This is a genomic window from Enterobacter sp. 725m/11, assembly GCF_011683705.1.
In the GTDB taxonomy this organism is placed as follows: domain Bacteria; phylum Pseudomonadota; class Gammaproteobacteria; order Enterobacterales; family Enterobacteriaceae; genus Enterobacter; species Enterobacter bugandensis.
Map to the genome: position 1 here is coordinate 1 of NZ_JAAQOK010000042.1, position 16,911 is coordinate 16,911.

Here is a 16,911-nt window from a genome sequence, read left to right on the forward strand (position 1 = left end):
GGTATTGAGAGGCCAGACGTTGGCACCGAGGCGGCGCATCGGGAATTCCGCTGCGCTATTGCCAGCATGTCCAAACACAACGTGGGACTGAATGGCGAGGATGTTCTTCATCTTTTTCTTACCAAACCCTGAACAAACAAAAAGGGCGTGGTTTCCCACGCCCCTCGAGACTTTTACTTACTTCCAGCAGACCAGACAGTAGTTTTTCTTACCGCGGCGCAGTAGCGTGTAGCGGCCATACAGACGATCGCTGTCAACGAAGGTGTATTCCGGATCAGCCTGCTTTTCACCGTTGATGGTGATAGCGTTGGAGGCGATGGTTTTACGCGCCTGACCACGGGAAGGCTGGAGCTCAGAGTCCACCAGCGCCTGCATCAGGTCAGCTCCTTTTTCCATCTCAACCATCGGCACGCCGTCCTGCGCCAGCTGTTCGAAGTCCGCTTCGCTCAGATCGCTCAGCGTACCGTTGAACAGGCTTGCGGTGATGCGTTTTGCCGCGGCCAGGCCCTCTTCACCATGAACCAGTTTGGTCACTTCGTCCGCCAGCACGTACTGGGCACGCGGCGCTTTACCGCTGTTCTTATCTTCCTCTTCCAGCGCATTGATCTCTGCAATGTCCATGAAGGTGAAGAACTTCAGGAAGCGGTAAACATCGGCATCCGCCGTGTTGATCCAGAACTGATAGAATTTGTACGGGCTGGTTTTCTTCGGATCGAGCCACACCGCGCCGCCTTCGGTTTTACCGAATTTGGTGCCGTCAGCTTTGGTGATCAGTGGAACGGTCAGGCCGAAGACCTGGTTCTGATGCAGACGACGGGTCAGGTCGATACCGGAGGTGATGTTCCCCCACTGGTCAGAGCCGCCGATCTGCAGAGAGACGCCGTGCAGCTTGTTCAGGCAGGCAAAGTCATAGCCCTGCAGCAGGTTGTAGGAGAACTCGGTAAAGGAGATACCCTGATCGTCACGGTTCAGACGCTGCTTGACCGCTTCTTTGTTAATCATCTGGTTAACAGAGAAGTGCTTGCCGATGTCACGCAGGAAGGTCAGCACGTTCATGCCGCCAAACCAGTCGTAGTTGTTAGCAGCAATGGCAGAGTTATCACCACAGTTGAAGTCGAGGAACGGTGCAACCTGTTTGCGGATCTTATCCACCCACTCCTGCACGGTATCTTCGGTGTTCAGCTTACGCTCCGCGGCTTTAAAGCTCGGGTCACCAATCAGACCGGTCGCGCCGCCCACCAGGGCAACAGGCTTATGGCCCGCCATCTGGAAGCGTTTCAGGCATAACAATGGAACAAGATGCCCCAAATGCAAGCTGTCAGCGGTGGGATCGAAGCCGCAATAGAGCGCGATCGGGCCTTGCGCCAGTCGCTCTGCTAACGCTTCCTCGTCCGTCACCTGGGCCACGAGGCCCCGCTCTTGCAATTGTTTAATCAAGTTACTGCTTGCCATCAAATTCTCCATGTATAAACGACTGCACCTTTGCCGGTACACGACTTTTCGCCTGATGCGAAAGGACCATAGAATAAAGCGCAAGCGCGGTGTGCGCTAGCGCTTAAATCAACAAATTTCGGGGATTACGGGGCCAGTCTGTCGATTTTCCAGCCGCCATTCTCGCGCTGGTATAAAAAGCGGTCATGCAGGCGATGCTCACCGCCCTGCCAGAATTCCATCTGCTCAATCGGAATGCGGAAGCCGCCCCAGAAGCTCGGCAGCGGAATTTCCCCCTGCTGGAACTTCTGTTTCAGCTCCAGGAATTTACTTTCCAGCACGCCGCGGGCAGAGATCCGGCTGGACTGTTTTGATACCCAGGCGCCAATCTGGCTGTCGCGCGGGCGGCTGTGGAAATACTTCACCACCTCAAGGGTCGAGAGACGTTCCGCTTTCCCGGTGACCATCACCTGACGTTCAAGCATATGCCACGGGAACAGCAGGCTGATGCGCGGGTTGTTTTCTAAGTGGTGCGCCTTGCGGCTGCCCAGATTGGTATAGAACACCAGCCCTTTCTCGTCGTAATGCTTAAGCAAGACGATGCGCTGATACGGTTGACCGTTTTCATCTACCGTCGCGACGACCATGGCCGTTGGGTCGGCCAGCTTCGCGTCGCAGGCCTGTTTCAGCCAGCGCTCAAAAAGCACGAGGGGTTCAGCGGGAAGATCCTGGCGACGCAGGCCGCCTTTGGTGTATTCACGGCGCAGATGCGCAATTTGCTGCAGTTCGTCGTTATCTGACATGGCGTTAGCTGATCTTGAGATTGGGTGGCGCTATTGTGCGCCGCCCCTGTAAAAATCTCAACGCTTCGGATTTTCAAGCTGGCAGTTGTTCAGCACAATGCGGTCTCGTTTGTAGACCGTGGCGCTGTCGCCTTTCGACCAGAAGACATAGATGCCGTCCGAATAACGCGCCCCGGAGGCCGAGATACCCTGCTTAAGGGTTAGCAGCTTGTTATCGTATACGAAGCTGGCTTCCTGACGCGGGTTATTCAGCTTCACGGTCAGCGGTTTTTCATCGCAGCGATACTCCAGCGTATCGGTATGCATGCGCTCAAGGAACTGGTTATAGACGCTGCATCCTGACAGCAATAAAGGCGCGGCAATAAGAAGAAGTTTTTTCATGGGCGTATTCCGAAGACTTTACTGGTCCTGGAGGGCATGGCTGCCCCCCTGTTTTATTCCATTCTAACGACGAGGCGCCGCGCTGAATTTCAGTTAACTCTGATTATGACGAGGATTTGCAGGGAAAATCGCCCCGAGGACGCTGGCCTCGCGCGCGCCGGTTACCGACGGCAAATTCCCTGGCAGCCCTGCGATAGTGCGCCAGGCAAGCCAGGCGAAAGCCAGCGCTTCCATATCATCCCCGCTGATGCCGGCCTCGTCCGTCGTTGTCACCTCGGTGCCCGGCAGCAGCCCGGCAAGACGCGCCATCACCAGCGGGTTTCGGCTTCCCCCGCCGCACACCAGCAGGCGTTCGCAGCCGCCGCTGAGCAGCACTTGCTCAGAGATCGACACGGCCGTTAATTCGGCAAGCGTCGCCTGGACATCCTGCGGGGCAAGTGCCGGGAACAGCGCAAGCTGGCGCTCGAGCCAGCCAAAGTTGAAGTATTCTCGTCCCGTGCTTTTCGGCGCCGGTAAGGCAAAATAAGGGTCGCTGAGCATGGACTGCAGCAGCGGGAGAACCACTTTACCCTCGCTCGCCCACTCGGCGTTTTTATCATACGGTTGACCGCACTGCCGCCAGATCCAGGCATCCATTAACATATTCCCCGGGCCGGTATCGTAGCCGCGAACGGGCTGCCCCGGAATAAGCATCGAGAGGTTAGCAATCCCGCCTATGTTGAGCACCATGCGGCGTTCTGTAGGGTGCGCCAGCAACGCCTGATGGAAGGCAGGCACCAGCGGCGCGCCCTGGCCGCCAAGCGCAATATCGCGGCGACGAAAATCCCCGACGACCGTTACGCCCGTCTTCGCCACAATCTGGTTGTTATCGCCGATTTGCAACGTATGCGGCGCGTCGCCAGTCGGCTCATGCCAGACGGTTTGTCCGTGACACCCGATGGCGACCACATCCTGGGGACGAAGGTGTTCTTTTTGCATTAACGCCTGCACCGCATCCGCAAACAGCGCCCCCAGCCGAACATCAAGTTGACCAAGCTGGGAGAGGGTTAACTGCTGCCCCTGACAGATGCTCAGAATGTCCTCTTTCAGCGAAAGGGGGATTGGCCAGGTCAGGCTCGCCTGCTGTGCCACCATATGTTCGTCAATGGCGGCCAGAACGACATCTACCCCATCCAGACTGGTGCCCGACATCACACCAATGTAGCGACCCGATTTCATGCGCTTTCCTTACGTTGCGTGGGCTAAGGATATCCACTCAACCATAAACAGCGCTCCTTTGCCATCCGACGATAATATTTTTTAACAATGTCTTGCCGGTATGGCGAGTGGCTCCTGTTTATGTCTCGTTAAGTCAAATTCAAGTACAATTTTCTTATTGTTAGTGCAAAGATATGAACTATGGCTCTTTATGCCATATAATTTAGCCATAACGGATGCCTCCAGATGGGCGTTTTTGGTGAACAGGAGATTCAAATGATTGTACGTGTACTGGGCGTTTCGCTGATTGGTTTAACCCTGGCTGGCTGTGTGAACGACAGCTCGCTGTCTGGCGACGTTTACAGCGCTTCTGAAGCAAAACAGGTTCAGAGCGTGACTTACGGTACCGTTGTTAACGCCCGTCCTGTACAAATTCAGGGTGGTGATGAAAACAACGTGATGGGCGCAATCGGCGGTGCTGTACTGGGTGGTTTCCTGGGTAATACCGTGGGCGGCGGCACGGGCCGTTCTCTGGCAACCGCAGCGGGCGCTGTAGCGGGTGGTGTCGCGGGTCAGGGCGTTCAGGGCGCGATGAACAAAACCCAGGGTGTAGAGCTGGAAATTCGTAAAGACGACGGCAGCACCATTATGGTTGTTCAGAAGCAGGGCAACACCCGCTTCTCTGCGGGTCAACGCGTCGTGCTGGCGAGCAACGGCAGCCAGGTTACCGTTTCTCCGCGTTAATTAAAAATGGATGTGGTCATCAGGCCACATCCATTTACAATATATATCACCCTCACAAATATATTTACAGAATACATTCATCCCACGCATTATTAAACGCGCCATATATTGTTTCTGCGCAAAGTATTTAGCGTGCTAATTGATTAAACTCTTCGCAATCATCTCTTCATAATTATTTTAATTTGTAAAACTTTATATGCTTGCGAATAGTCGTTCTGTAAAAGGTCGTTATATCTCGTTCTGTTTCGGTTGCTTGGTCGTCATCGGAATATTACAGGCTTTATTTTCAAAACTGGTTGACTGGGTTCCGTCCTTTTCGCCTCTTTTGTTCCCCACACTCACCATTTTTTTACTCGTGTTTCACCTGTTTATTGCCTGTTTTATGGCAATGAAATACTGGTGTGATAAGCGGCGGCTCTATCTGATTGCCATCTCATTTGCCTTTGCCGGTTCGGCCTTGCTGATGGTCGGAACATTGACCAGCTTTCCGGCGTGGCTGGATCTCTATCAATTCAACGTTGTGAACTACAACGATGCGATGATCTACTATATGTTCCGCCACCTCTTAATGGCGGTGCTGATGATCGTTTCGGCATTACTTTATCCCACGCGCAATCTGCCCCTTTCACGGCTGGCGCATATCATCATCGTTAGCGGTTCATTTCTTTTTACCGCATGTATGGTGATTCTGGCCTGGATGTATTCCAGCCATTCCCCGTTTTTATCCCTCGATCTGGTTGATAATGAAACACGGCAGTTTATGGTTCTCTGGAGCCACAGCATTAATATTTCATTAATCGTTCTCTGGGTCGTGACACTAGCCACGCTGATGTTTATTACGCGCGTGCGTAATCTGTTCTGGGTAGGCGGTAATTTTTTGTGTGTCTGCTATGTCGTCACGCTCTCTATGCTGTTGGTAGGCGGACATGCAGAAGATATATCCTGGTATCGCGCCCGATTATTTGAAACCGTCGCGACGCTGATTATTATTTTTGTGCTGCTCTATGATGTCTTCAGGTTGTATCGTGACTCCCATTTGAAGTATCAGCAGTCGTATCAAAATTCGATTCGCGATCCGCTCACGCGCCTTTATAACCGCAGCTATTTTTATGAATCGTTAAACCAGGCGCTGGGCACCGCCAAACCCAGCCGCCCGGTTTCGGTTATCGTCAGCGATCTCGATCGTTTCAAGCGTATCAACGACAACTACGGTCACCTGCAGGGAGATAAAGTCCTGCAGTTTGTCGCCAATCTGCTTATGGACTCCGTACGTCCGCAGGATATCGCAGCGCGAATCGGCGGCGAAGAGTTTGTCCTGATGCTGGCAAACACCTCCGCAGAAGACGCATATCAGGTGGCGGAGCGCATTCGGTTGAAGCTAAGCGGTTTTGATAAAATTAGCAGCGAGGGTCAGTTACCAGAGCCGATTACCATCAGCATGGGGGTGTTTACGGCAACCTCTTCGTCGGTAAGCGCAGAAGCGTGCGTGGAAAGTGCCGATAAGGCGATGTATGAAGCGAAAGAGACGGGCCGTAACCGCGTCGTTGTCTTTAAGTAAAAACAAGGCCTTGCAGATGCAAGGCCCTATTGTCTGGTCAGTCGCGAGACTGTAGATCGTGAATGTTTTGCTCAAGGCGCGCAATGAGGCTGATGAGCATTTCCAGCTCCGTCGGTGAAACCCCTGAAAGGATTTCACCGCGCGTTTTGGTGATCACCGCTTCCATTTCAGTGATGATAGGCGCCGCTTTCTCCGTCAGTTTAATGCGCTTGGCGCGACGATCGCTGGCGCAGGTTTGCCGGGAGATCAGTCCCTTCTCTTCCAGCTGGTCAAGCGTGCGCACCAGCGACGGTTGCTCAATGCCTATCGCTTTAGCCAGTTGAATTTGCGACTGGTCGGGCGGCAGCTGATGAATGTTGTGCAACGTGACCCAATGCGTCTGCGTCAGTTCCAGAGGTTTCAGGCGATGGTCAATCAGAGCACGCCAGACGCGTACCAACCTTGCCAGATCAGAACCTAATGGCGATTCCAATTTCATCTCCTTATAATTAGCTTGCTAAGTTATTATACTGATTTTAGAATAGTGTGCAGCATTTGTATTGGCAAAACAAATGCAATACTGCATTCATCGGACTCAAAAGTATGACTTACACTGAATTATGATGCTTCTTCATACTCAGACAAGCCAACGCGGCATTCTGTTCACTGCAAAGGATTTCTGCCTGTGATCTTTTTTCATCGCTCAGAAGGTTTACCCCTTCAGGACCTGATCTTCGGTGCGTCAGTCTACTTTCCTCCCCTGTTTAAAGCCGTGCTGGTGGGCTTTGTTCTCTGGCTCATCGCGCATCGCCTGCTTCGCGACTGGATGTACTCCGGCGAAATCTGGCACCCCATGCTGATGGATCTCTCCCTGTTTGCCCTCTCCGTATGCCTGGGCCTTGCTGTTCTGATCGTGTGGTGAATATGCCTCTGAAAACGCTGAAGTACTTTTCCACCCTGTTCGTTCTTGTCCTCGCCCTGGCTGCTGGCTGGTGGTTGTGGAATTATTATATGCAGTCCCCCTGGACCCGTGACGGCAAAGTTCGCGCTGAGCAGGTCAGCATCACCCCCCAGGTCTCGGGAAGTATCACAACGCTGCTGGTTAAGGATAACCAGTACGTTAAAAAGGGAGAGGTGTTATTCCGCATCGACGACACCCCGTATCACATTGCGATTCTGAACGCCCAGGCGCAGCTGGCTAAAGCCCAGTCTGACCTTGCTAAGGCCAATAATGAGGCCAATCGCCGCCGTCACCTGTCGAAAAACTACATCTCCGCGGAAGATTTAGATACCGCCAATATCAACGTCAAGGCCATGCAGGCGAGCGTCAACGTGGCTGAGGCCGCGCTGAAGCAGGCGCAGTGGGAGTTAACCCAAACCGTGGTCACCGCCCCCGTCGACGGATGGGTGACCAACCTCTCCGCCCGGGTGGGAAATTATGCCTCCGCCGGTCAGCCGGTTTTTGCTCTCGTCGACAGCCACTCATTTTACGTCGTGGGCTATTTCGAGGAGACTAAGCTTCGTCATATCCATGAAGGCGCACCCGCCGCCATAACGCTGTATAGTGGCCCGCAAAAGTTACAGGGTCACGTTTCCAGCATTGGCCGCGCCATTTATGATCAAAGCGTTGAAACGGATTCCGGGCTGGTGCCGGACATCAAGCCGAACGTACCGTGGGTGCGCCTGGCTCAACGCGTGCCTGTGCGCGTGGAGTTTGACCGTTTACCCGAGGACATCACGCTGGTTTCCGGCACCACCTGCACTGTCTCTATCGGAACCCGTTAATGAAGCTGCAGGCGCTCTCCTGGCAAAACACGCCGTGGATGAAAGCGACGCGCCCCCAGTGGCGCTACGCGCTGCGTAACGGCATTGCCATGTGCCTGGCGCTGACTGTTGCCTATTATCTGAACCTGGATGAACCCTACTGGGCGATGACCTCCGCGGCGGTGGTAAGCTTCCCCACCGTTGGTGGGGTGATCAGCAAAAGCCTTGGCCGTATCGCAGGTAGCCTGCTGGGCGCCACCGCGGCGTTAATTATCGCGGGCCACACGCTGAACGATCCGTGGCTGTTCCTGCTGAGCATGGCGGCATGGCTGGGTTGCTGTACCTGGGCCTGCGCCCATTTCACCAATAACGTGGCCTATGCTTTCCAGCTGGCGGGCTATACCGCCGCCATTATCGCCTTCCCGGTCGTCAACGTGCTCGACACCACCGAGCTATGGGATATCGCACAGGCGCGCGTCTGCGAAGTCATTGTCGGGATCCTCTGCGGCGGATTTATGATGATGATCCTGCCCAGCACCTCTGACGGCACTGCGCTTATCACTGCGCTGAAAACCATGCATACCCGGCTGCTGGAACATGCGAGCCTGCTGTGGCAACCGGATACAAGCGATGACATCCGCCTCGCGCATGAAAAGGTTATCGGGCAGATCCTGACCATGAATCTGTTGCGAATTCAGGCGTTCTGGAGCCATTACCGTTTTCGCCGTCAGAACACGCTGCTTAACTATTTGCTGCACCAGCAGCTGCGCATGACCAGCGCTATCTCCAGCCTGCGCCGAATGCTGCTCAACTGGCCGACACCGCCAGAAAACACTCGCGCGGTAATCGAAACCCTGCTCGCGGCGCTCGCGCGACCGGATGCGGACATCTATACCGTCGCGAAGATTATCGCCCCGCTCGCCCCGGTGGATGAGTTTGATTATCGCCATCGCGCCTTCTGGCAGCGGCTGAATTACTTTTGTCGGCTATACCTGCGCAGCAGCCGCTGGATTAAGGCGGTTGAGAATGCTACCCCGGTCACGGAGTTCGCCGTTCCCGGCAGCCCGGCTCTCGCACGTCACACCGATTATCTGGAAGCGCTGTGGAGCGGTTTTCGCACCTTCAGCGCACTGATGCTGGTGGGGGCGTGGAGCATTACCACGCAGTGGGAGTCAGGTTCTGCGGCGTTAACGCTTGCCGCTATCAGCTGCGTGCTTTACTCCGTCGCGGCCTCGCCGTTTAACTCGCTTACGCTGCTGCTGCGAACGCTTGTTTTGCTATCACTGTTCAGTTTTGTGGTGAAGTTTGGCCTGATGGTGCAGATAAGCGATCTCTGGCAGTTTCTGCTGTTCCTGTTTCCGCTGTTAACTACGATGCAGCTCCTTAAGCTGCAAATGCCGAAACTGGCGGGTCTGTGGGGGCAGCTGATTGTCTTTATGGGCTCGTTTATCTCCGTGACGAATCCGCCTGTGTATGATTACGCCGCTTTTCTGAATGACAACCTGGCAAAGATCCTTGGCGTCGGGCTGGCGTGGCTGGCCTTCGCGGTGTTGCGTCCCGGCTCTGACGCACGCAAAAGCCGTCGACATATCCGTGAATTGCGCAGAGGGTTTGTCGACCAGCTCAGCCGCAAGCCGCATCTGCAAGAAAGCGAGTATGAATCGCTGGTTTATCACCACGTTAGCCAGTTAAATAACAGCCAGGACGCGCTGTCCCGACGCTGGCTGCTGCGCTGGGGGGTGGTGCTGTTGAACTGCTCGCACGTGGTCTGGCAACTTCGCGCATGGGAAACGCGCTCCGATCCGCTGTCGCAGGTACGTGATGTGTGTATCTCTCTGCTACGCGATGTGATGAGCGAGCGCGGCGTTCAGCAGCGGCCTCTGGAGGCCACGCTGGCTGAACTGCAGCGGATCTGCGACACCCTTGCCCGGCATCATCTTCCCGCAGCCCGCGATTTGGCCTCGATAATCTGGCGCCTGCACTGCTCGCTGTCGCAGCTGGAACAGGCGCCCCCGCCAGGAACGATTGGGGATCAGATTACGCCGCAGGCATAGCGCGCCCCGCCGCCGCCAAGCGGTTTAGGCTGATCGGACATGTTATCGCCGCCCACATGGATCATCAGCGCTTTGCCTTTGACCTCATCCAGCTTTTTCAGCCGCGGGGCCACGACCGGATCCGTGGCTTTACCGTCATTGTTTACCACCAGCACCGGCAAGTCGCCCAGGTGTCCCATACCTTCAGGCCCTTCATGTTTACCTGAATTCTGCGGGTCGAGGTGGCCCCCTGCTGCTTCCGCTGCCGACGGTTTACCCTCTTTCATGGCTGGCTGACAGCTCCCTTTGGCATGAACATGGAAGCCGTGTTCGCCCGGCGGGAGTGCTTTAAGATCGGGTGCGAATTCCAGCCCTTTATCGGTCTCGGTGATTTTCACCGTCCCGATGGACTGACCCACACCCTGTGAGGTGACGAGATTCATTTCTACTTCGTCGCTGGCTGCCTGCGCCCCTGCGCAAACAACCAGCGTGACCAATGCCAGAGTAAAACGCTTCATATGACCTCCGCTGGTTATTTTTTGCCCCTTAAGTGTATACCAGGGGCACAGATTTCACCGGAAAGTCACCTTCTTGCGGTTTAAGGCACGTCGTAACCCAGCGCGGCTTTGCGGATGCGGAACCACTGCTGGCGGGTCATCTGCAGCTCTTCGGCGGCCAGCGCGGAACGGACGCGTTCAATTTTCCCGGAGCCAATAATCGGCAGCGGTTTTGACGGCAGACGCAGGATCCAGGCGTAAACCACCTGCTCTATGCTCTGGGCGTTCAGCTCGCGGGCGATGGTTTCCAGCTCATTGCGCAGCGGCAGGAACGCATCATCATTAAACAGGCGTCCACCGCCGAGGCACGACCAGGCCATCGGGCGAATGCGCAGCTGCTGCAGCTGGTCGAGCGTACCATCCAGCAGCAGCGGCTGATGCACCGGGGAGATCTCAACCTGGTTAGTAGCGAGCGTAAACGGCAGACGAGACTGAAGCAGCGCAAACTGGGCCGGGGTAAAGTTGGAGACGCCGAAGTGACGCACCTTCCCGCTCTGATGCAGACTCAGGAAGGCTTCCGCCACCTCGTCGGCATCCATCAGCGGGTCCGGACGGTGAATCAGCAACAGGTCGATACGATCGGTTGCCAGATTGACCAGCGACTGCTCGGCGCTCTTGATGATATGGGCGCTGTCGGTGATGTAGTGGCCGAGGGCATGCTCCGGTTTGGCCGTGGTGGCAATACCGCATTTGGTAACGATCTCCATGCGCTCCCGGAGTGCCGGAACCAGCTTGAGCGCCTCGCCAAAGGCGGCTTCACACTGATAGCCACCGTAAATATCCGCATGATCGACGGTTGTTACCCCTAAATCGATATGCTCTTCAATAAAGCTTGCCAGCTGGAGGGGGGACATATTCCAGTCCATCAGGCGCCAGTAGCCCATCACAAAACGGGAGAATTCTGGCCCCTGGGGGGCAAGGGTAATACGCTGAACCATAACATTTTCCTCAAGGACGTGATGTCATGAGTATACGCAATTACCGCATTAAAACAGTGAAGGTTGCTGGGGTTCTTCGGTCTCAGAGGCTTTGTTTGCGCGGATTTTGCGCAGAAGTCGCTGTCTGCAGAGGCGCAGCACCTCTTGCTTTTGCGTGTCGCTGAAGTTTTGCCAGTTAAAACGCTCGTCACGGGTACGCATGCACCCGCGGCAATAACCGCGTTCATCTGACTGACAAATCCCCCGGCACGGGCTCTGGATGGGGAAAAACTCCAGTTGCTCTGCCACACTCACCTCCGGTTAACCTTTCTCACCTACAGTGAAGACGCTAAAAGCGCCGCGTGCAAGGGCTTTACCACAGTTTTGTGGCATTAAGGTTTCACTAATCTTCCCTCTTTATACTCGCCACATCATGACAATGACAGGTTTTACGATCGATGTGGTTAAGTAAAAAGTTACAATGTAACGACATAAAATTTACTCTGGGCTGTGCACTCTTTTTTACTCTGCTTAACGGGCTGTTTATACAGCGCAGCTGGGCCATTATTGCCCCTGCGCATCTGCACGATATTCTCTTCGCCGCATCCGTACCGGTGGTGCTGTTTTGTGGCTGGGTCATAGTATTTAGCCTGCTCAATATCCCGTATATCCGTAAGCCGCTGATGATCGTCTTAACTGTCGGGTGCGCTGCGGCAACTTACTTTATGTTTACCTACGGCGCGGTCATCGATCAGAACATGATTGTGAACGTGTTCGAAACTAATTCTCAGGAAGCCACCGCGCTGGTGACCCCGCAGATGATTCTGTGGATTGTCATAGCCGGTCTTGTTCCATCCCTGGTGCTGGCGCTGACCCGCATTCGTACCGGCAAATGGTGGTACGCCCTGCTGACGCGAGTTGCCGCGATGCTCGGTGCCCTGCTGGTGATTATTCTTATCGCCGCGGTGTTTTATAAAGATTACGCGTCGCTGTTCCGCAATAACAAAAGCATCGTCAAAATGGTCACTCCGGCGAACTACGTCAGCGCCGTGGTGAAATACAGCAAGATGCGCTGGTTTGCCGGCGATCAAACGCTGGTGCGGATTGGCGAAGATGCGCACAAAGGCGCGCTGATTACGGGTCAGCAGAAGAAAACCGTTCTGGTGCTGGTCATCGGCGAAGCGTCGCGCGCGGCGAACTACTCCCTCAATGGCTACGGGCGTGAAACCAACCCCGAGCTGAAAAAGCAGGATGTGATTAACTTCCCGCAGGCCTCCTCGTGCGGCACTGAAACCGCCGTATCCGTTCCGTGCATGTTCTCCGGTATGACGCGCAGCAAATACGATGCCGACCTGGCGCACCATCAGGAAGGGCTGCTCGACGTACTCAACCATGCGGGTATCAACCTCCTGTGGCGCGACAACGACGGTGGCTGTAAAGGTGCCTGCGATCGTATTCCCCATACCGACATGACGCAGTGGAAGCTGGATCAGTTCTGCAAAGACCAGTCCTGTATTGATGACGTGAATTTCTACCGCCTGGACAACGTGCTGGACGGTCTGAAGCAGGACACGGTGCTGGTTATCCACCTGATGGGCAGCCACGGCCCGGCGTACTATCGCCGTTACCCGGATAATTTCCGTAAATTCACCCCCACCTGCGACACCAACGAAATTCAGGATTGCGACCATCAGGCGCTGATGAACACCTATGACAATACCATCCTGTATACCGACAGCATGGTCAGCAAAACCATTGATGCGCTGAAAGCCCGTCAGGCGAACATGAACACCGCGCTGATTTACCTCTCGGATCACGGGGAATCGCTCGGTGAAAGCGGTATTTATCTGCACGGCACGCCGTACATGCTGGCGCCGGAGCAGCAGACGCACATTCCGTTTATGTTCTGGCTGTCCCCGGACTATGCGAAAAACTTTGGCATCAACGCGCAGTGTTTACGCGACCACGCAGCAAAAAATGCGGTTTCGCAGGACAATTTATTCTCGACGGTGCTGGGCATGATGGACGTTAAATCAAGCGTTTATCAGCAACAGCTGGACATTCTGAATGCGTGTCGCCGGTAACAGCGCTTGCATTAGACCGAACGGTCTATTAGAGTGAATCCATGAGCAGAAATACTGAACACGACACGCGCGAACATCTCCTGGCGACCGGCGAGCGGCTGTGCATGCACCGCGGCTTCACCGGTATGGGGTTGAGCGAGCTATTAAAAACCGCTGAGGTACCGAAAGGGTCGTTTTATCACTACTTTCGGTCCAAAGAGGCCTTTGGCGTGGCGATGCTGGAGCGGCACTATGCTGCTTACCACCAACGCCTCGCGACCCACTTCGCCACGGGGGAAGGTAACTATCGGGATCGTGTTTTGAACTACTACCAGGAAACGCTGAACCAGTTCTGTCAGCAGGGCATTATCAGCGGATGCCTGACGGTTAAACTCTCTGCCGAAGTGTGCGATCTCTCAGAAGATATGCGCACTGCAATGGATAAAGGCGCCAGCGGCGTTATCGCCCTGCTGGCGCAGGCGCTGGCGAAGGGGCGCGAAGAAAATACGCTCGCCTTCCCCGGGGATCCCTTAACGCAGGCTCAGGTGCTCTACTCCCTCTGGTTAGGCGCCAACCTGCAGGCTAAAATTTCTCGCAGTGCCGTGCCGCTCGAAAGCGCGCTGGCACATGTGATAAGTACGATTACTGCGCCTGGCGCTTAGCAGGCGTTTTTATTTACGTTATTACTAGTCGACTGGTCTACTCAGGAGTCGTTATGTCAGCTGAAAAATTATTTACCCCCTTAAAAGTGGGTGCCGTCACCGCGCCAAACCGCGTGTTTATGGCTCCGCTTACCCGTCTGCGCAGCATTGAGCCGGGTGATATCCCAACCCCACTGATGGGTGAATACTATCGTCAGCGCGCCAGCTCTGGCCTGATCATCACTGAAGCCACGCAAATTTCTGCTCAGGCCAAGGGATATGCGGGTGCGCCGGGGCTGCACAGCCCGGAGCAGATCGCCGCATGGCAGAAAATCACCGCGGGCGTTCACGCTGAAGACGGTCGCATTGCGGTCCAGCTGTGGCATACCGGTCGTATCTCCCACAGCAGCATTCAGCCTGGCGGTCAGGCGCCGGTTTCAGCGTCTGCCCTGAACGCGAACACCCGCACCTCCCTGCGCGATGAAAACGGTAACGCGATCCGCGTCGACACCTCTACGCCACGCGCGCTGGAGCTGGATGAGATCCCGGGTATCGTGAACGATTTCCGTCAGGCCGTGGCCAACGCCCGCGAAGCCGGTTTTGACCTGGTTGAGCTGCACTCCGCGCACGGTTACCTGCTGCACCAGTTCCTGTCACCGTCGTCTAACCATCGCACCGACCAGTACGGCGGCAGCGTCGAAAACCGCGCCCGCCTGGTGCTGGAAGTGGTTGACGCCGTTTGTCAGGAGTGGAGCCCGGATCGTATCGGTATCCGCGTCTCCCCAATCGGTACGTTCCAGAACGTCGACAACGGTCCGAATGAAGAAGCGGACGCGCTGTATCTGATTGAAGAGCTGGCGAAACGTGGCATTGCCTATCTGCACATGTCCGAGCCGGACTGGGCCGGCGGTAAGCCTTATTCGGAAGCCTTCCGTCAGAAAGTGCGCGAGCGCTTCCACGGGGTGATCATCGGTGCGGGTGCTTATACCCCTGAGAAAGCCGAAGATCTGATTAATAAAGGGCTGATCGACGCCGTGGCGTTTGGCCGCGACTATATTGCCAACCCGGATCTGGTTGCTCGACTGCAGCAGAAAGCGGCCCTGAACCCGCAGCGTCCTGAGAGCTTCTACGGCGGCGGCGCGGAAGGCTACACCGACTACCCTTCACTGTAATCTCGCCATTGTTCATTGATAGCGGCGACACTTCGCCGCTATACTAAAACATCGTTTCTGTTCAAAAAAATAGTCTATTCCATTGGTTAATGAGGAAATTATGCGCCTACTTCACACCATGCTGCGCGTTGGCGATCTGCAACGTTCTATCGATTTCTACACTAACGTCCTGGGCATGAAGCTGCTGCGCACCAGCGAAAACCCGGAATACAAATACTCGCTGGCGTTCGTGGGTTACGGCCCGGAAACGGATGAAGCGGTCATTGAACTGACCTACAACTGGGGCGTGGACAGCTATGAGCTGGGCACCGCCTACGGCCATATCGCGCTGGAAGTGGACAACGCGGCCGAGGCGTGTGAACGCATTCGCAGCAACGGCGGTAACGTCACGCGCGAAGCCGGCCCGGTAAAAGGCGGCACCACCGTTATTGCCTTTGTAGAAGATCCGGACGGTTACAAGATCGAGCTGATTGAAGCCAAAGACGCGGGTCGCGGTCTGGGCAACTGATCCCTCAGGGCGCAACATGCGCCCGTAGTTTTACTGCATCACCCTGCAAAATTTGCCATAATGCGCACTGCTTTTTCCCCTTGTAAGAGACCCTGATGTCCGATAACGCTCAATTTAGCGGTCTGTGCGACCGTTTTCGTGGTTTTTATCCCGTTGTCATTGATGTAGAAACAGCCGGATTTAACGCTAAAACCGATGCGCTGCTCGAAATTGCCGCCATCACGCTGAAGATGGATGAACAGGGCTGGCTTACACCGGACACCACGCTGCATTTCCACATTGAACCTTTCGAAGGGGCAAACTTACAGCCGGAGGCGCTGGCGTTTAACGGTATCGATCCGCATAACCCGCTGCGTGGTGCAGTCAGTGAATATGATGCGCTGCACGCCATATTTAAAATGGTGCGTAAAGGCATGAAAGAGAGCAACTGCAGCCGCGCCATCATGGTAGCCCATAACGCCACCTTCGATCACAGCTTTACCATGGCAGCAGCCGAACGCGCGTCGCTCAAACGCAACCCTTTCCACCCGTTCGTGACCTTCGACACCGCCGCGCTAAGCGGCCTGGCACTGGGACAAACGGTTTTATCCAAAGCCTGCATTACGGCGGGTATACCGTTTGACGGTACCCAGGCGCACTCCGCCTTATACGATACGGAGCGCACCGCAGAGCTGTTCTGTGAGATCGTCAACCGCTGGAAGCGTCTGGGCGGCTGGCCGCTGCCGATGGGCGACAGTGAAGAATAAAAAAAAGCGACCTCTTCAGGTCGCTTTTTTATTAACGCAGAAAATTATTCAGCGTCCGGCTCTTCCGTTTTGTACTTCGCCGCCGTCTCTTTGATCAGCTGCTGCAGTTCGCCGCGCTGATACATCTCAATCAGGATATCGCAGCCGCCCACCAGCTCGCCGTCTACCCACAGCTGCGGGAAGGTCGGCCAGTTAGCGTATTTTGGCAGCTCAGCGCGGATGTCCGGGTTCTGCAGGATATCAACGTAAGCAAAACGCTCACCACAGGCTGACAGCGCCTGAACCGCTTGCGCGGAGAAGCCGCAGCTTGGCAGCTTCGGAGAACCTTTCATATACAGCAGAATCGGGTTTTCAGCGATCTGGCGCTGGATTTTTTCAATAGTGGTGCTCATGTCTTGCTTCCTTTAACTTCTGTTA

General features: G+C 55.2%; 19 protein-coding genes and 1 pseudogene. 10 read left to right on the forward strand and 10 right to left on the reverse strand.

The window, feature by feature from the left end:
- From HBA26_RS17180 to anmK, 5 genes and pseudogenes are all read right to left on the reverse strand, one after another.
- Positions 1–111 (reverse strand): annotated as a pseudogene (locus HBA26_RS17180) (pyridoxal kinase); the annotation flags it as partial.
- Positions 112–177: 66 nt separating this feature from the next.
- Positions 178–1,452: a tyrosine--tRNA ligase gene (gene tyrS, locus HBA26_RS17185; RefSeq protein WP_047368414.1), complete on the reverse strand. Its 1,275-nt coding sequence runs from the start codon at positions 1,450–1,452 to the stop codon at positions 178–180.
- Positions 1,453–1,577: 125 nt separating this feature from the next.
- Complete coding sequence (pdxH, locus tag HBA26_RS17190; protein ID WP_028012909.1) at positions 1,578–2,234, reverse strand: pyridoxamine 5'-phosphate oxidase; 657 nt, start codon at positions 2,232–2,234, stop codon at positions 1,578–1,580.
- Between the two features lie 57 nt (positions 2,235–2,291).
- A complete protein-coding gene (gene mliC / locus HBA26_RS17195) occupies positions 2,292–2,615 on the reverse strand; it encodes a C-type lysozyme inhibitor (RefSeq protein WP_126345686.1) in 324 nt (107 codons plus the stop codon).
- Between the two features lie 93 nt (positions 2,616–2,708).
- Positions 2,709–3,833: an anhydro-N-acetylmuramic acid kinase gene (gene anmK, locus HBA26_RS17200; protein WP_028012907.1), complete on the reverse strand. Its 1,125-nt coding sequence runs from the start codon at positions 3,831–3,833 to the stop codon at positions 2,709–2,711.
- A 255-nt stretch (positions 3,834–4,088) separates the two neighbouring features.
- Between anmK and slyB the strand changes: the two genes are divergently transcribed.
- Both slyB and HBA26_RS17210 read left to right on the forward strand, forming a co-directional pair.
- The gene (gene slyB, locus HBA26_RS17205) at positions 4,089–4,556 is read left to right on the forward strand and encodes an outer membrane lipoprotein SlyB (RefSeq protein WP_028012906.1); all 468 of its coding nucleotides are present in this window, start codon (positions 4,089–4,091) and stop codon (positions 4,554–4,556) included.
- 196 nt (positions 4,557–4,752) lie between these two features.
- Complete coding sequence (locus HBA26_RS17210; protein ID WP_126345687.1) at positions 4,753–6,114, forward strand: GGDEF domain-containing protein; 1,362 nt, start codon at positions 4,753–4,755, stop codon at positions 6,112–6,114.
- A 37-nt stretch (positions 6,115–6,151) separates the two neighbouring features.
- On the opposite strand, the gene slyA is transcribed toward HBA26_RS17210, so the two are convergent.
- Entirely contained in the window at positions 6,152–6,592 is a 441-nt protein-coding gene (gene slyA / locus HBA26_RS17215) for a transcriptional regulator SlyA (protein ID WP_126345688.1), read from the reverse strand.
- A gap of 186 nt (positions 6,593–6,778) precedes the next feature.
- On the opposite strand from slyA, the gene HBA26_RS17220 reads away from it, so the two are divergent.
- From HBA26_RS17220 to HBA26_RS17230, 3 genes are read left to right on the forward strand one after another with little or no spacing between them, the layout of a single operon-like run.
- Positions 6,779–7,015: a DUF1656 domain-containing protein gene (locus HBA26_RS17220; RefSeq protein ID WP_028012903.1), complete on the forward strand. Its 237-nt coding sequence runs from the start codon at positions 6,779–6,781 to the stop codon at positions 7,013–7,015.
- Between the two features lie 2 nt (positions 7,016–7,017).
- Positions 7,018–7,878, forward strand: a complete 861-nt coding sequence (locus HBA26_RS17225; protein ID WP_126345689.1) for an HlyD family secretion protein — start codon at positions 7,018–7,020, stop codon at positions 7,876–7,878.
- Entirely contained in the window at positions 7,878–9,911 is a 2,034-nt protein-coding gene (locus HBA26_RS17230; protein ID WP_041910337.1) for an FUSC family protein, read from the forward strand. The genes HBA26_RS17225 and HBA26_RS17230 overlap by 1 nt, the downstream gene beginning before the upstream one ends.
- Here HBA26_RS17230 and sodC read toward each other — a convergent pair.
- The 3 genes from sodC to HBA26_RS17245 all read right to left on the reverse strand — a co-directional run bounded on the left by sodC (position 9,890) and on the right by HBA26_RS17245 (position 11,673).
- Positions 9,890–10,408: a superoxide dismutase [Cu-Zn] SodC gene (sodC, locus tag HBA26_RS17235; protein ID WP_028012900.1), complete on the reverse strand. Its 519-nt coding sequence runs from the start codon at positions 10,406–10,408 to the stop codon at positions 9,890–9,892. The two genes, HBA26_RS17230 and sodC, sit on opposite strands and share 22 nt — an antisense overlap.
- An 80-nt stretch (positions 10,409–10,488) precedes the next feature.
- A complete protein-coding gene (locus HBA26_RS17240) occupies positions 10,489–11,385 on the reverse strand; it encodes an aldo/keto reductase family oxidoreductase (protein WP_069732381.1) in 897 nt (298 codons plus the stop codon).
- Positions 11,386–11,433: 48 nt separating this feature from the next.
- A complete protein-coding gene (locus HBA26_RS17245) occupies positions 11,434–11,673 on the reverse strand; it encodes a DUF1289 domain-containing protein (RefSeq protein ID WP_045630183.1) in 240 nt (79 codons plus the stop codon).
- A gap of 149 nt (positions 11,674–11,822) precedes the next feature.
- Here HBA26_RS17245 and eptA point away from each other — a divergent pair, with 149 nt between their 5' ends.
- The 5 genes from eptA (at position 11,823) to rnt (ending at position 16,494) form a co-directional block, all read left to right on the forward strand.
- Positions 11,823–13,448 (forward strand): phosphoethanolamine transferase EptA, encoded by a 1,626-nt coding sequence (gene eptA / locus HBA26_RS17250; protein ID WP_048960364.1) that lies wholly within the window; start codon positions 11,823–11,825, stop codon positions 13,446–13,448.
- A gap of 41 nt (positions 13,449–13,489) precedes the next feature.
- Positions 13,490–14,089 carry a TetR/AcrR family transcriptional regulator gene (locus tag HBA26_RS17255; protein WP_047368408.1) on the forward strand — a complete coding sequence of 200 codons (600 nt, stop codon included), beginning with the start codon at positions 13,490–13,492 and terminating at the stop codon, positions 14,087–14,089.
- Positions 14,090–14,142: 53 nt separating this feature from the next.
- Positions 14,143–15,240 carry an alkene reductase gene (locus HBA26_RS17260; RefSeq protein ID WP_100170408.1) on the forward strand — a complete coding sequence of 366 codons (1,098 nt, stop codon included), beginning with the start codon at positions 14,143–14,145 and terminating at the stop codon, positions 15,238–15,240.
- Positions 15,241–15,340: 100 nt separating this feature from the next.
- A complete protein-coding gene (gloA, locus tag HBA26_RS17265) occupies positions 15,341–15,748 on the forward strand; it encodes a lactoylglutathione lyase (protein ID WP_013096923.1) in 408 nt (135 codons plus the stop codon).
- A gap of 95 nt (positions 15,749–15,843) precedes the next feature.
- Complete coding sequence (gene rnt / locus HBA26_RS17270) at positions 15,844–16,494, forward strand: ribonuclease T (RefSeq protein ID WP_028012894.1); 651 nt, start codon at positions 15,844–15,846, stop codon at positions 16,492–16,494.
- 44 nt (positions 16,495–16,538) lie between these two features.
- On the opposite strand, the gene grxD is transcribed toward rnt, so the two are convergent.
- Positions 16,539–16,886, reverse strand: a complete 348-nt coding sequence (grxD, locus tag HBA26_RS17275) for a monothiol glutaredoxin 4 (RefSeq protein ID WP_003832760.1) — start codon at positions 16,884–16,886, stop codon at positions 16,539–16,541.
- Between the last annotated feature and the right edge of the window lie 25 nt (positions 16,887–16,911).